13 protein-coding genes and 3 pseudogenes are annotated in these 13,814 nt (G+C 68.7%); 5 read left to right on the forward strand and 11 right to left on the reverse strand.

The genetic code is table 11. The annotated features are described in order from the left end of the window. Window positions 1-287 precede the first annotated feature (287 nt). Entirely contained in the window at window positions 288-800 is a 513-nt protein-coding gene (locus K9S39_RS25650; RefSeq protein WP_248865665.1) for a DinB family protein, read from the forward strand. A gap of 7 nt (window positions 801-807) precedes the next feature. Here the strand turns inward: K9S39_RS25650 and K9S39_RS43075 are convergent. From K9S39_RS43075 to K9S39_RS25665, 4 genes and pseudogenes are all read right to left on the reverse strand, one after another. Further along, a pseudogene (locus tag K9S39_RS43075) lies at window positions 808-975 on the reverse strand (IS630 family transposase); the annotation flags it as partial. Window positions 976-1,064: 89 nt separating this feature from the next. Beyond that, window positions 1,065-1,187 (reverse strand): annotated as a pseudogene (locus tag K9S39_RS43080) (hypothetical protein); the annotation flags it as partial. Between the two features lie 53 nt (window positions 1,188-1,240). Further along, window positions 1,241-1,610, reverse strand: a pseudogene (locus tag K9S39_RS43085) (VOC family protein). Window positions 1,611-1,781: 171 nt separating this feature from the next. Then, window positions 1,782-2,219 carry a hypothetical protein gene (locus K9S39_RS25665; protein WP_248865667.1) on the reverse strand — a complete coding sequence of 146 codons (438 nt, stop codon included), beginning with the start codon at window positions 2,217-2,219 and terminating at the stop codon, window positions 1,782-1,784. 883 nt (window positions 2,220-3,102) lie between these two features. Between K9S39_RS25665 and K9S39_RS25670 the strand changes: the two genes are divergently transcribed. After that, window positions 3,103-3,306 (forward strand): hypothetical protein, encoded by a 204-nt coding sequence (locus K9S39_RS25670; protein WP_248865668.1) that lies wholly within the window; start codon window positions 3,103-3,105, stop codon window positions 3,304-3,306. Further along, complete coding sequence (locus K9S39_RS25675) at window positions 3,297-3,512, forward strand: hypothetical protein (RefSeq protein ID WP_248865669.1); 216 nt, start codon at window positions 3,297-3,299, stop codon at window positions 3,510-3,512. The genes K9S39_RS25670 and K9S39_RS25675 overlap by 10 nt, the downstream gene beginning before the upstream one ends. 218 nt (window positions 3,513-3,730) lie before the next feature. Here K9S39_RS25675 and K9S39_RS43090 read toward each other — a convergent pair whose 3' ends face one another. The 6 genes from K9S39_RS43090 to K9S39_RS25700 all read right to left on the reverse strand — a co-directional run bounded on the left by K9S39_RS43090 (window position 3,731) and on the right by K9S39_RS25700 (window position 10,137). Beyond that, on the reverse strand, window positions 3,731-4,201 hold the full coding sequence (locus K9S39_RS43090) for a chaplin family protein (protein ID WP_406708161.1): 471 nt from the start codon (window positions 4,199-4,201) through the stop codon (window positions 3,731-3,733). A 395-nt stretch (window positions 4,202-4,596) separates the two neighbouring features. Further along, window positions 4,597-5,817, reverse strand: a complete 1,221-nt coding sequence (locus K9S39_RS25680) for an FtsX-like permease family protein (RefSeq protein ID WP_248865670.1) — start codon at window positions 5,815-5,817, stop codon at window positions 4,597-4,599. Then, window positions 5,814-6,572, reverse strand: a complete 759-nt coding sequence (locus tag K9S39_RS25685; protein ID WP_248865671.1) for an ABC transporter ATP-binding protein — start codon at window positions 6,570-6,572, stop codon at window positions 5,814-5,816. The genes K9S39_RS25680 and K9S39_RS25685 overlap by 4 nt, the downstream gene beginning before the upstream one ends. Window positions 6,573-6,580: 8 nt before the next feature. Then, a complete protein-coding gene (locus K9S39_RS25690; RefSeq protein ID WP_248865672.1) occupies window positions 6,581-8,305 on the reverse strand; it encodes a hypothetical protein in 1,725 nt (574 codons plus the stop codon). Between the two features lie 80 nt (window positions 8,306-8,385). Beyond that, window positions 8,386-8,865 (reverse strand): hypothetical protein, encoded by a 480-nt coding sequence (locus tag K9S39_RS25695; RefSeq protein ID WP_248865673.1) that lies wholly within the window; start codon window positions 8,863-8,865, stop codon window positions 8,386-8,388. 753 nt (window positions 8,866-9,618) lie between these two features. Further along, entirely contained in the window at window positions 9,619-10,137 is a 519-nt protein-coding gene (locus K9S39_RS25700; protein ID WP_248865674.1) for a hypothetical protein, read from the reverse strand. A gap of 138 nt (window positions 10,138-10,275) precedes the next feature. Here K9S39_RS25700 and K9S39_RS25705 point away from each other — a divergent pair, with 138 nt between their 5' ends. Next, window positions 10,276-10,662 (forward strand): hypothetical protein, encoded by a 387-nt coding sequence (locus tag K9S39_RS25705; RefSeq protein WP_248865675.1) that lies wholly within the window; start codon window positions 10,276-10,278, stop codon window positions 10,660-10,662. Between the two features lie 96 nt (window positions 10,663-10,758). Here K9S39_RS25705 and K9S39_RS25710 read toward each other — a convergent pair whose 3' ends face one another. After that, entirely contained in the window at window positions 10,759-11,772 is a 1,014-nt protein-coding gene (locus K9S39_RS25710; RefSeq protein ID WP_248865676.1) for an alpha/beta hydrolase, read from the reverse strand. Between the two features lie 1,147 nt (window positions 11,773-12,919). Between K9S39_RS25710 and K9S39_RS25720 the strand changes: the two genes are divergently transcribed. Further along, window positions 12,920-13,378 (forward strand): hypothetical protein, encoded by a 459-nt coding sequence (locus K9S39_RS25720; RefSeq protein ID WP_248865677.1) that lies wholly within the window; start codon window positions 12,920-12,922, stop codon window positions 13,376-13,378. Window positions 13,379-13,814: the final 436 nt, after the last annotated feature.

Raw genomic sequence — 13,814 nt, forward strand, 5'->3', positions numbered from 1 at the left:
TGCCCGTCCCCTCGTAGAACCGTTATGTCCTGCTCTCGGACACAGGGGTGCCGTCACCGCCCCCTGACCAAGAGTTCACCAAGGGGAGCATCCAGACCCCGCCCTCGCCGGTCGACGGAGGCTACGAGCGCGTTCGCATCGAACGATCCCGCCGACGCCGGGCGCTGTAACCGGGGGACAGTTCGCCCCTGGTTGCAGCGTCCCAACCTAATGCCGCATCAGGCAACGTTCGCCCTGCGGTGCGTCCCTGCCTGTCGACGGGTTTGGTCGCCGGCGATAATCGACCGGTGAGCACCGTCGAACGCCCTATGCCGCCCCTGAACGCCGACGAGCGCACCACGCTCGAAAGCTGGCTTGACTTTCACCGCGCCACCCTCGCCATGAAGTGCGAAGGCCTGGACGACGAGCAGGCCGCCGACGCGTCCGTGCCACCATCCGGCTGCACGCTGACCGGCCTCGTCCAGCACATGGCGGAGGTGGAGCGGAACTGGTTCCGCCGAGTGTTCGCCGGAGAACAGGCCCCGCCCATCTACGACCCGCAGGCCGACCCCCGTGGCCCCGACGGCGGCTTCGAACTGGCCGAGGGCGCCACCTTGCGCGACGCCCTCGCCACCTGGCGCGCGGAGGTCACCCGCGCCCGCGAGCGCTGCGCCGACCGTGCTCTGGCCGACACCGGTCGCTTCATGGAGCAAGCCGTCAGCCTCCGCTGGATCTACGTCCACATGATCGAGGAGTACGCCCGCCACAACGGCCACGCCGACCTGCTCCGGGAACGCATCGACGGGACCACCGGCGTATAGCGCCGGATCAGGCGGCGTTGGCCCTGTCGACCACGGCTCGTAGGCGTTGGTCGTCGGCGTGGTGGTTTCGCCAGATGATGTAGCGGCGGATCATGCTGCCCTGTTCCTTGTGGCTGGCGTGGTCGGTTCCGTCGAGGGTGACGTAGCGCAGGGCGGTGAACTGGGCCTCGATGCGGGACGACGTGAGGCTCGCTGTCCTCGGGTGTCCTCGCCGTCGGCACTGAAGTGGTGGATCACATCCCGGACCCGGTCCGCGCTGGTGAACGTCACCTCGGCGATCTTCGCCACTGCCATCCCCTGCGCGGACAGCAGCACCATCCGGGCCCGCCGGCAGGTCACCACCGACCCCGGTGCCGCGGCGGATGATCCGCAGCCGCCGCCCCTCATCCTCGTCGATCTCCCGCACCTGCACGCGTTCCGCCATCCGGGCCCCGTGTCCGTCAGCCGTGACTGGTGTCGATGACGCAGAAGCGGTTGCCCTCGGGATCGGCGAGCACGACGACGTCGGCGTCCTCCGGATAAAAGTCCCGGTCGATGTGTTCAGCGCCCAGGGAAAACAGTCGCGCCACTTCGGCTTCCTGATCGGCGGCATCGCAGGCATAGAGTCGAGGTGGATTCTCGGGTGTTCCTGCACCGGTGTCGTACTCAGGTCGAGGGCCAGTGCGGCACCGGCGCCGTCGGTCGGCACCGGTACCGCCCCGTCGTCCCTCACCTCACCATCGCGAGGGACGTAGCCCGGGGCCCGACTACAGAACTCCGCCGCACGCCGTACATCAGCGGCCCCATCACGATCGTTCCGATGCTCAGCATCCGCCGCTTCCGACAGACGCCGACAGACCCACGGCGTGAACCACATTTTTCCCCAACTACGAGGCGAACGTGGCCTGATACGGCACCAGGTACTGCACCAGGTACTGCACTTCGTCAAGTGCCCGCCGCGCCCGGGACTACGGCCCAGAAAGCGGTGATGGTCCTTGGGGGTTATCCGCAGCGTCCGCTGGTCCACTTGTGGGAGTCCACTTTGTACGTGCCCTGTAGATAGCCGCTCTTCCCCTGGCGGGTGCAGCCGACCCGGTTGCGGTAGTTCGTCTTCAGGTAGTACACGACCCCGGTGTAGCGAGACGACGTGCCCCGGTTCCATACGTAGTGGACGTTCCTGGTCTTGGCCCAGGAACAGCGGATGTTACCTCCGGACCAGTTGGGATCGGCCACGTTCCAGTTGCAGCGCTGCCAGCTCTTGTTCCAGAAGCACACGTCCCCGCTCGGACACGAGACCTGGATCCGGGCGCCGGACTCGGTGGTCACTGCGACGGTGTTGGAGGCAGCTGGTGTGGCGGCAGCCGTGGCGGGGACGGCGGCGGCTGAGCCGAGCAGGATGGTTGCGGAGGCGAGAACTGCGGTGCGTCTGCCAATGGCCATGGAAGGAAACTCCCGTGTGGTGTGTTGTCCGCCCGACGCCCGTGGGGACGGTCTCAGCAGATGAGCACAGAGAGATGCTCAGCGAGGGGCAGTGTGGCCAGATGACCGTAGGAACCATGTGGCTTGGCGTGAACCGGGTGATTGCGCCAAAAACGGAAGCAGGTCGGGAGAGCGCCTTCCCATCTGTCCTGCGCTTGCTCTCCTACACCGACCTACCGGACCACACCAGTGCATAACGCGACAGCCACTACCAACAACGCGGACACCACCCGTAACTCACATTGCGTTCCAGCTTTGCTGGTGACAGCGTCGCTGGTTTTGGGCCGGGCCTCCAGGAGGGTTGGAGGTTCCCCGGCATGCCATGCCCGCTGATCGCAAACGCCCGGTCACGGTGCGGCCGTGCGGCCGTGTCTGCCTGGACGCCTACCCGCTGACGGTGCGGGGCGGTGGGGCGGTATCGGCCCCTGGATTCCGTACATCGGCATCGACGGCCAGTGGCGCAATGCCTCGGTCTGCGGCTCCCGGGCGGACTGTTCGTGCGGTGAGCTGTGCGAGGTGTACCTGCCCGGACCGGTCTGCGACATCGTGCGGGTCGATGTGGACGGCGAGACCCTGACCCGCCCGGAGTCAGTCGCCGACGTGATCGGCGACTACCGGGTGGACGCCCCCGGCCGGCTGGTGCGCACCGACGGCGGATGCTGGTTGGAATGCCAGGACATGGCCGCCCCGCCCGGCACCCCGGGCACGTTCACGGTCACGTACCGGACCGGGCTGCCCCCTCGACGAGACGGCCGTCGCCGCCGTATCGGAGCTGACCTGTCACCACATCAAGGGCTGCGGCGGCGCCTCCTGTGGCTGCAAGGTCAACCGCAACGTGTCGCGGGTGACGCGGCAGGGCTTCGAGGTGGAGATGGCCGACCCCACGGTCGTCTACAGCGAGGGCCGGACCGGGCTCCCGATCTGCGACGCCCGGCTGGCGACGGTCAACCCGCACCGCCTCGCCTCCGCGAGCACGGCGTACACCCCGGACTTCCGCCGCCCCCCGCGTCACGACCTCGCCGTGAAGGAGCCCCGACGATGCCGCTGAACCGGCTTGCCCTCCACGACCTCACCGAGGCCGTGCTCGGCTGCGTGTGTGCCGCTCTCCAGGCCACGGCCGAGGAGTTCGACGGTCGGCCCGGCTGCCGTGCGGAGAAGCCGACCGTGCTGGCCGCCGGCCGTTTCTTCGATCAGCGGCTCGACTCCTCCGGCCGGGCGGTGGTCGGGCTGGTTGTTGCCGGTGGAGCACAGTGACCGAGTCGGATGGCACGCAGGGCCTGTCGTTCGCGGTGGCCCGCTACCGCCTGTCCTCACCCGCTCGCTTGTGAAGGTCCTGGAGCGCGGCGGCCGAGCGACCGGTCGCCGTCAGCCACTCACCCACCGCCGGGTCGGCCACCGACAGGCCCGCAAGCACCGGTGCCCTCACCACTCATCACTCCTGCCGGTGGACGCAGCGCGCCATAGCACGGACATCACGCGCCGTTGACAACGGGAACGATTAGGGGAGTCAAGACTGACGGCCCCTCGTGTTCGGCTTCATCGAGAGCGGTGTTGATGGCTTCCGTGGTATCGCAGGTGAGGCCGCTGTTGCCGCAGTGGTTGCGGGGCAGGTCCAGCGGTAGTTGGCCTGTGTTCCCGGCCAGGGCTCCGCTGCCGGCAACCGTGGCACCCGACGCCTGCGGGCTGCCCTGGTTGGCGCAGCTGTTGCCGAACGTGGCGTTGCCACGCCGATAAGGGCGTGCGCCGGCGCCACCGGAGCCAGCACCGCCCCCGTCGCCGCAGCCACGAAGACCATCCGCTGACGCACACGCCGCGTACGCAGCGCCGACACCCAACCCCGAACCCTGCCCGCATCCGCCGACTGGCGGGCCATGAACGCTGTACCCACGGCCTTCTCCCGAACTTGCCTGCCGCTGCCCTGACGCGGCTACCACGGCCGCCACCTGAACACACCGGACAGAGCCGAAGAACCACGCACTCTGCAGCAACTACCCACCTGCCCTGACGAAACGGACATCAGGCCTCTTGAGGGCTACTGATCTTGTAGGAGCGATGCCGTGTGGGTGAGTCCACTGGCGGCGCGGCATCCGTCTCTGACCGCGGCCGCGAAGATTGACGGCCCGACAACCGCTGAGCGGGCATTCGAGGGATCGGAAACTGCGGCCGATACCCAGATCCTGGCCAGGAGACCACCCAGGCCTTCGCCTCGCTGCCCGGACGGATCGGCTCCGCGCTCTCCTCCATCGGATCCCGGATCGCCAACGCGTTGTCGAACGCGGTCGGCGCCGCCAGGCGCGCAGTGCCCCCTCCGCACACCGAATTGGCGTGCGGGCGGGGGTCACCAGTCGCGGAGTGCGTGGGTGGGGGCGATGGTGGTGGCCGTGAGGAGGGGTTTGAGGGAGCCGAGGAGGACGGCGGTGGTGGGGAGGAGGAAGGTGAGCAGGGCTACCCAGGGGCTGGGAAGGGTGAGGGTGGTGGGGAGTTGGTCTGCGAAGGTGTCCTGGTGGGCGAGGGCCCAGGTGCCCAGGCTGCCGGCGATGGTGCCGAGGACGGTGGCCGCGGCGCCGGCGGCCAGGCCGGTGGCGGTGATCTCTGAGGCGAAGGCGGTGAAGACCTCGCGGCGGGTGCGGCCCGTGGCGCGGAGCAGGCCGATCTCGTGGACGCGTTCACGCAGCAGGGTGCTGCCCATGCCGATGCCCGCGACAGCGGCGGCGGCGGTCAGGAGGACGAGCATGCCCAGGGAGCCCCAGCGGAAAAACTTCAGCAGGGCGGGTAGTTCGCGGACCCGATCTGCCACCGAGTAGGCGAAGAAGTGCTGATCGTGGAGTTTCTCCAGGATGCCGGGGACGGCGTCGGGGTGGTCGGTCACGACGGTGGCCTTGGCGTAGCCACGGGTGCTCAGGTAGCGGTCGGCGTCGATGCCTTCGCGGGCGGCGGCCCATTTCGCGATCAGAGCGTTGTCCGCGTATGCGGCGTTCGGGCCGTCGATCTGCCAGGACGGGTCGTACAGGCCGACCACGGTGACGGTGTCCGCGGCGCCGGTGCCCTCGTTCTCCCCGGTGCGCTTGGTGTAGCCGATCGAGACGGTCTTTCCCAGGAGGCCGGTCAGGTCTTGGCCGTCACCGGTGGAGGGCAGGACCACCTCGTGCCCGCGCAGCGGGAAGACCCGCTCTCGCGCCTTACCGGTCAGGGGCGGTAGCAGGGAGGATCGTGCCGAGGTGGCATAGAGCAGGAACGGTGGCAGATCGTTGTCCTCGCCGCTGTCGAAGGACGTCTGCAGGACCGGCTCCACCTGGCGCACGTGGGGCAGGCCGGAGACCGCCGACAAGTTGCGCGGAGTGAGCTTCTTGATCTGCGAGTCGTCGTTGCGCGCCTCCAGGTCGATCTGTTGGAGGCTCGTACCGGTCTGCAGACTCTCTTCGGCCGCCAGTTCGGCGCCGTGCGCGACGGTGGCGGCGCTCAGCGCGATCATGCCGCACAGGACCAGGGTCAGGACGGAGGCGCCGGAACGGCGCGCGAACCGCCTGGCGTTCAGGAAGCCGTAGTAGAGCTGGTTCACGGGTGGGTCTCCTGAGAGGCGGGTGCCGGATCGTCCTGAGAGGGGTCGTGCGGGTCGTCCTGGGGTTCCTGGGGCGCCTCATGGTTTCCGGGGCGCAGCACGCCGTCGGCCATGCGAAGGGTGCGATCGGCGCGCGCCGCGACGTCCGAGCTGTGCGTGACCAGCAGGACGGCGCAACCCTGTTCGGTGGCCTGTCGGGCCAGAACGTCGAGGACCTCGCTCTCGGTGCCGGCGTCGAGGTTGCCGGTGGGCTCGTCGGCCAGGAGCAGGCCCGGGCCGTTGACCAGAGCCCGGGCGATGGCCACGCGTTGCTGCTCACCTGCGGAGAGCTCATGCGGGCGGTGGCGCAGCCGGTGGCCCAGGCCCACGCCCTCCAGCAGTCTCCGGGCGTCTTCGGCACCGGCTCGCATTCCGCCGCGGTGTGCCACGGTGACGTTTTCCAGGGCTGTGAATTGCGGCAGCAGGTTGAACGACTGGAAGACGAATCCGATGCGGTCCCGGCGCAGCGCCGAGGCAGCGGTGTCGTTGAGGGCCGAGGTGTCCTGGCCGGCGATGTGGATGGTGCCCGAGTCCGGGGTGGTCAGGAGGCCGAGCGCCATCAGCAGGCTGGTCTTGCCGCTGCCGGAGCGGCCGGCCAGTGCCACGGTCTCGCCCGGGGCGATCTCCAGGGAGGCGTCGCGTACGGCGCTGACGGTGCCGCGGGGGCCGCGGTGGCTCAGGCACACGGCGCGGGCTTGTACGGCGGGTGTCGTCATCGGGGACCTCACGAGGTGCCGTCGGTGGGGGTGTCGTTGGGCTCCGCGGCTTCCAGCAGGGCGGAGATGCGGTATCCGGCGCGAGTGCCGGGGACGCCGCACTCGCTGTCCTGCGCGCTGTCGCGGTAGAAGGTGTCGGCGCCGGGGCAGGTGCGTCGCTGCTCGAGCAGGGGGATGAGACGGTCGGCCGTTTTCGGATCGGGCACCCAGCCGAGCGTCGCGGCGGCGTCGAGCGCCTCTGCGCTCTCCCGGACGGTGCCGGTGCGCAGCGACTTTTCGGCCTCGTGTATCAGCTCGTCCGGGGACGGGCGGTTACCGGGGTACCGGTCGAGCTGGTGGGCGCGTTCCAGGCCGTTGATGAGCAGGGCGCGGGCGTAGCGGCGCTCACGGCTGTCGGCCTTCCATGTGTGGACCGTGACGGCGGGCACCTTCTCGTCCAGGAGCCCCAGGGCCTCGGTGAAGCGGCTCCACTGCAAGACGTTGGTCTCGTCGACGGTGCGGGGCGTGGCGGCCTTGACCGCGGCCACCACGGTGCGGCGGTCCCGTTCCGTCACCTTGCCGCCCGCGTTTTGCGTCAGCAGCAGCCAGGCGCCGCGCAGCAGCGGGTCGTACTTGGCGAGGACGGTCGACCGCATGTCGGCCAGCGCGGTGCTCAGTGTCCGGTCCTTCTGCGGCAGGCCGGCTACCGACCGCAGTCGCATCACCTCGTAGGAGGAGGACAGCGAACCGTGCCGCTCCTGTACGGATGACAGCAGCCCGCCGGGAAGCTGGTGGGAGCGGGTCCGCCGGGCCATCTCCGCCAGTTCGTCGTCTCCGTCCAGGATCTGCCACGCGCGGGCGATCAACGAGGTGACCTGAGGGTCGCTCGTCGTGTTCGTGCGTGGAGACAACACGTGGCGCAGCGCGTCGGCGCGGTCGGACAGGTCGAGGTGCGTCTCGTCGGCGAGCAGTGCGACGTAGGCAGCCTCGATCAGGCGCTCGTCGTCCGCCTGGCCCTTGCCGGACCGGTTGTCCCACCACTCGGTGGCCTGACGCTCGATGTCGACGGGCGGAGTCATGCCGACGGCCTTGGCGATATGCGCGATGTGGTAGAGCTGCACGGGGCGGGCGGGGACGTCACGGGCGACGCCGCGCAGCCACCGGGAGATCTTTTCCCTTTCGGCGGGGGAGATTTCGGAGCCGAACTGGTCGAGGGTGTCGAGCGCCGCCGAGGTGTCGGTGAGCCGTGTGGAGATGTCGTCGGGTTCGTCGCCGGAGTCCTGGAAATAGCCACCGTCGCGCAGTGCTTTCCGTACCGTATGGGCGTCGTCCGCGGTGTGGATTTTCGCTCCGGTGGCGCGCTCGACCTCAGAGAGTCGCACGCGAGAGGTGAGCGGTTTCCTCTTCAGCTCGTCGGCGAAAGCGGCGCGCACAGCTTCCGGCTTCATGTCCAGCTTCGGGGCCTTGCCGGATATGGCGCGTAGGGTGCTCAGACCGTACGCGGATTCGTACAGCCCTGGCTTTCCAGAGGTGCCGCGGGACGCCGCGAACAGCCCGTCGTCACCCCGCAGATCCTCGATCTGCTCAGATAGTCGGCGTTGTTGTGCCGTGAGATCACCTTTGGTGTCGTGGCCTCCGGGGAAGGGAATGACGTTCCCCAGCAGACGCCATCCGACGAAAAAAGCGATCAGTACCACGACAACAACGACGGTAACGACAGTCCGGCGTCGGTTGCCCAGCTTCTTGCTGCCCATTCACATCTCCCGCGTAGGCTCTTGCGCGTGGCCGATCACGGGGCCGGGACTGCTCGGTCCCGGCCCCGTGACCTGTCGGTTCAGCCCGCGCAGGCCGAAGCGGTGCCCTTGATACCCAGCGACTTGTGGTAGGTCGAGGCGTACGAGCAGGTCTCGATACCCCAGACCAGCGAGAGGTAACCGGACCGGGCCTGGCCGGACAGGTCCGAGATCCACTTGTTGGTGTTCTTCCACGTGAAGGAGTGCGTGGAAGCACTGCCGGAGCCGGAGACCCCGGCGGAGCCGGCGGATATGGAGACCGAGCCGCCCTTGCCGGTCACCTTGGCCTCATTCTTGATCCACGTCATGGACTTCTTGGCCGACCCCTTGTACGCCTTGGCGGAGGTCTTCCAGTCGCATGCCTTCATCCAGAGGTTGCACTCCCAGCTGTTCGCCTCAAGGCTCACGCCGCCCCCGATCTTCCGCTTCCCCGAGGTGTCGCTAATGGCGTGCGAGGGGACTGCGCCCGCGGCCACCGCGACGAGTGCGGCAGCGCTGACGGCAACCATCTTGGTCTTCATTAAATTCTCCCCGATTGGATATTCAGTTGAAGCTTGAAATGGTCATTGCCCTGGGGCGTGAAGTGGTCGTTAGCCCCCGGGTGGTGCATGACGATACGTGACCCTTATGGCAATGGCTGGCGGGTGTCGCGTCGGGGGAGAGAGTCGCTGACCGGATGTGCGGCGCATGAGGCCGCAGGTTTCAAGGTGTCAGAAAACAGCTTTCCGGCTTTTGTGGCAGGCGAGTTGGGGGCGCTGCGGAGTGCGCGTGGCGTGCCGGGGAAGTCACGCGAAGTGCCGTTATTGGATTGTTGCCGGGGCTGTAATTTCGCGCCCGAGAGGGAGAGAAGCCCGAGGGGGAAACCGGGTGGAACGCGCGAAACGGTCATTCTTCGAGAGTGAAGGCCGCGATCGGGATGCCGGGTTGCCCAGGCCGCAATCGAGGGCTGCAGGGGCAGCTCTTGCCGAGTTCGGGTCCCGGCGATGTGGTGGCGGGCGCCCTGGGCGGCGAGGAAGGTGCGGGCAAGCATCGTGCAGGCGACGCCGCGGTGCCAGGGGCCACTTGCGGCCCTGGTACTGGTCCAAGCCGACGAGCGGCTTGTGGTGCGTGGAGCGGCGGCAGCCCTTCCATCAGAACCGCGGACACCTCTCGCGGCTTCGGGCGCGCAAACGGATGCCCGAGCCCGTCCAGAAGGGCTGCTGACTCCTCTGACCAAGAAGCGACTTGTTCCCCCGTCACATCAGCCGGCATGACCGCTCGGCGACACAAAAAGATCAACAGTCACTGATCTGCCGATGTAGTACGAGCACCCTGGGCTGCACGAACAGCCGAGAGCCGTAGGCAACTTCGGGGTCGGTAGTCTCGACCAGGACGCCGCTGGTTTTGGGGCGGGCCGACGCCGACAGGAGCTGGCTCGACCGGCGCCCCCCCCGCACGAGGACATCCGTCTCCAGGCAACCGACCTCGCACAGATCGCGGCATGGCTGATAGCCGACGGCTTCGAGCCCGACGACCCGGGCCACACGGTCGAAGTCGTCGCCCCCACCCGGATCCGCGGCGACCGCGAGTACCAACAGGACGTCGGGCAGACCGGTGACCACCTGCGCGACCTGGCGGAGACCGGCCTGGACTACACCGCCGTCGGCTCCACAATCCTGCTCATGCCGGAGGAGCACTGTGCCCGGGTCGGTGCGCTGACCGACCCCGACTTCCCGGCCGGGCTCCACGTCGTCGGCGACGGCACCAACCTCGCTACCCGGTGGCGTCACCGCGACCACGACATGCCGCACCATCGTTCACTCCCTCAAGACCCAGGGGCTCAAAGTCGCGGAGGACGGCGACGGCGAGAGCGTGGCCGTGCAGTTGTTCCCGTCAGGGGTGTGACCCATGGCCCGTCGAGGATCCGCCGCACGGCGCAGCGTCGACAATCCATGGTCGACGTGCTCAAGGAGTTGGACCGCCATACGCGCACCATGCCGAACCGGCGCCGTCGGCGTCCCGCGCCCGAGGCGGAGCCCGTCGTCGAGGTAGGCCAGGCTGAGCCGCCGGGCGGGGTGCGGGCCGCCGTGGTCGTCACCGGGGAGGACAGCCGCGCCACGTGGACGCTTCCGGCCCCGCTGGACGCACCGCCCGTCGTCACCGCGCTCGTTGAGGGGGACGGGCTGCTCCTGGCGGTACTTGAGGACGCGACCCCGGAGGCGGTGACGGTGCGGGCGTGGACGCTCGTGCCGAGCCGGGCCCCGGCCGGGCCGGGCATCGCTGTCCACCTGACCGCCTCGCCGGGTGGTGGAGCCCGCCGCGCTGTCCTGTCCTGGTGACAACACGCGAGGCGGCCGATTCTCCCCACGGGAGGCTGGATTACACGACGCGCCGCCCTCTGCACCACAGTGGGTAGAGGGCGGCTTGCGTTTGCTTCAGTGAGGCATTCTCGCCCCATTTGGTGGTGAGGGGCGTGGAAGCTGGGCATCGATCTCGGCACGCTCGCCGCCTGTCCCGGCCGGTGCTTGGTGCTCGTCCAGTCGGCTCGCGAGCCACATCTCAACCCTGTCCAGAGCGGCCGTGGCCATGGAGGTGGGGTGTGAGGTGAAGCCGTGCATCGACTCCGGGAAAACTCGGAGATCAACGTCGTTGCCAGCTGCAGACAACCGGGCTGCGAAAGCGAGGTTGTCCTCTAGCAAGATGTCCAGCGTGCCGACAACCAGCAGGGTCGGCGGCAGGCCACGAAGGTTTCCATAGAGGGGAGATACGTCAGCATCAGTTCGATCTGGCACGTGCCCGGCGTACGCCTGGATGAACCATTCGTCGGCATACAGCCGACCACCAGGAGACTGCCCGCTGAGGTCGTATGCGCCGAACTGCAACACGGCGCCGACGACCGGGTGGACGAGGTCCCGGTCCCGCAGCCGAAGCAGCGTCGTCGTGGCCAGCGTGGCTCCGGCTGACGCGCCACCGATCAACATCCGCTCCGTGCCGAACACGTTGCGGCCTTCCTCTATCAGCCAGAGGGCAGCCGTCTCGCAGTCGTCGGGCGCGGCCGGCCAGGGGTGCTCGGGCGCCAGCCGATACTCGACGCTCACCACAGTGACCCCCAGCGCATCGGCCAGACGAGCATTACGGGCGTCGCTTCGGATTGCCGAGTCCATGTAGAAGCCCCCGCCGTGAATGTCGAGGTAGGTGGCCCGAGATCCGCCAGAGCTGGGTCGTGTGACTCTCACCGGGACCTGCCCCTTGCCAGCACGGGCAATGCGCTCGACGGCGCGCGAGTCAGCGGGTCTGGCAGGCAGGCTGCTACGGGCCTCTTTCAGCTCTTCATAGTTGGTCGGCCCCTGCTGACCACCTGCCGTCTGTTTAGCAGCAGCGAACGCTCGGCTCTCCTCAACATGAACAACCGATCCCTCGTCGATGAGATTCTCAAGCCCGAACTTCAAAATGCTCCCTCTGAGCGCGAGATGCCACCGGTGTCGGTGGGTAGGCGGGTTGGCGGACTTGGTGCCGGCGGCGACGAATCAGCGGCCTGACCTGCGGGTTCGCGGTGTGTCGCTGCTGGGTGCGGGTCCTGGCAGGGAAGGGGCGGAGTCGACCAAGACCGCCTGTTCCCGCCCAAGGACCCCGCGTTGATCACCCATCATGCCAGCCTCGACGTGCCCGCAGAAACCCTGATGACCCTGTGTCGATGGCTGGCCAGGCATCGTGCCGGACCGGTTCCCGACCGCGGCAGCGGGCCGCCACGGCGCGCGTGCAAGCCATCTTGGTCGCCGCGGTGGTTCAAGGGAGGCACCAGGTTGCGCGTGCTGGCCGCCGACGCCGGCATCTCGATCGCTGACGGCCTACTGTTACCTGCGCGAGGCGATCGACGTGATCGCCGCCCACGCACCCACGCTGCCCGAGGTGCTGGAGCGAGCCAAAACCGAGGACTGGCCGTTCGTGTGCCTCGACGGCACGCTGATCCAGACCACGAAGATCGCACACCCGTGAGGAGCGACGGCTCCCAGGCCCAGTTGGACGCGATCGAGCGCGTGAGCGCGGCGGTCTGCCGCGTCCACCACTGGGGCGCCCGCTCCGTCATCGGACACCTGGAGTGGAAGCCCGGGAAGATCGACCCCAAGGGCTTCACGATGCCGGACATGAGGGACCGGATCGCCTCCCGCCTCGGCCAGCGCAAGCCCCGCGCGCTCCCGAACCCCTTCCGGCCGAAGTCTCCCTGTCCCGGCTCATCGCCGCGGCGCGCAGCAATCCGCCGGCGAAGGGCCAGCCCGTCACCTACAGGGGCAACAAGACGTATGAAGCCGCCCTCGTCGACGAGGGCCTGCTGGCCAAGACGTACCTCGACGGCCACTTCGGCACGACGACCCTCACGGCAACGAGCCACTGGCAGGAGCGTTGCGGCCTCCACGGCCGGAAACCGGGCCAGCCCGCGGACGGCATCCCGGCTGGGACTCCCTCACCTCCCTCGGCAACAAGCACGGTTTCGACGCAATCGACTGACCGAAAGGACACTCACGAGCCACACCCAGCGTCCCAGGCCCTCCCGATCCTACGAGTGTCCGGAATCAACCCACCTACAACGACCCTGACATGGCGAACAAGCCCGTTGAGCAGAAGGTGACCGCCTCGTCCGCCACCGCCTACCTCGGATCGACCAATCTCCTCGGCCTCCTCGCCGCGGTACAGGACAACGCCCGGCTGCTGGAGATGGATGCCGGACGCCCTGAGCCCGTTCGTCCTCGCGATCGTCCCGACGCTCGTCACCTTCGCGGCCGGTTGGAAGGCGAAGCACATCCCCACGCACCTCGGACGGCTCGAACGGCACCCGACCGGAGGCTGGGCGTGGGGGCGACCGGCATCCCGGCTCTCGACACGGCGCCGGTCTGGGGCGGTGCGATCACCCTCCTGGCCGGCGTCACCGCCGTCGTCTGGCGGGGCCTGCGAGGGACGCTACGCCTCGCCCGCCGGGCCGAGGAGTTCACGGACGACTGGGCCGGTGAGGAGGAGCGCCCGAGGGCGTCCGGGCCCCCGGAGCCATGGCATGCGTGAGCGCCATCGAAGATCGTCTCGGGCGCGTCGAGGACGAGCTCTCCCCGAACAGCGGCGGCTCCCCTGCGGGACGCCGTCGACCTTGCGAACCGGCGCCCCGTCCGACTCTGCCCGGAGCCGGACGAGCACGGCACACCCGACCTGCCCGAGCCACCCGACCCGGCGACGGCGCCGCCGCCGACCTCATGGCAGGAAGCCTGCCCCACGACGCCGGGGGCGGGCTTCCCACCGGGCCCCGTCGACCTCCTCCCCTGGTCGGCGGGGCCTCCCCATGCGCTGTGTCCGGCCCCAGCGCTAGGCGACGGCGTCCCCTCAACCAGGCTGTTCGCTGAGCTCGGTGTGGACAACGGCGCCCCGAGACGCCTGGACCCCCTGGGTGTCCGGGGCCGGCGCTGTGCGGTGGAGCAGATCCTTGTGCCACTCGATGGCGGGGGAT

Origin of the sequence: Streptomyces halobius (genome assembly GCF_023277745.1) — a bacterium.
Taxonomy (GTDB): Bacteria; Actinomycetota; Actinomycetes; order Streptomycetales; family Streptomycetaceae; genus Streptomyces; species Streptomyces halobius.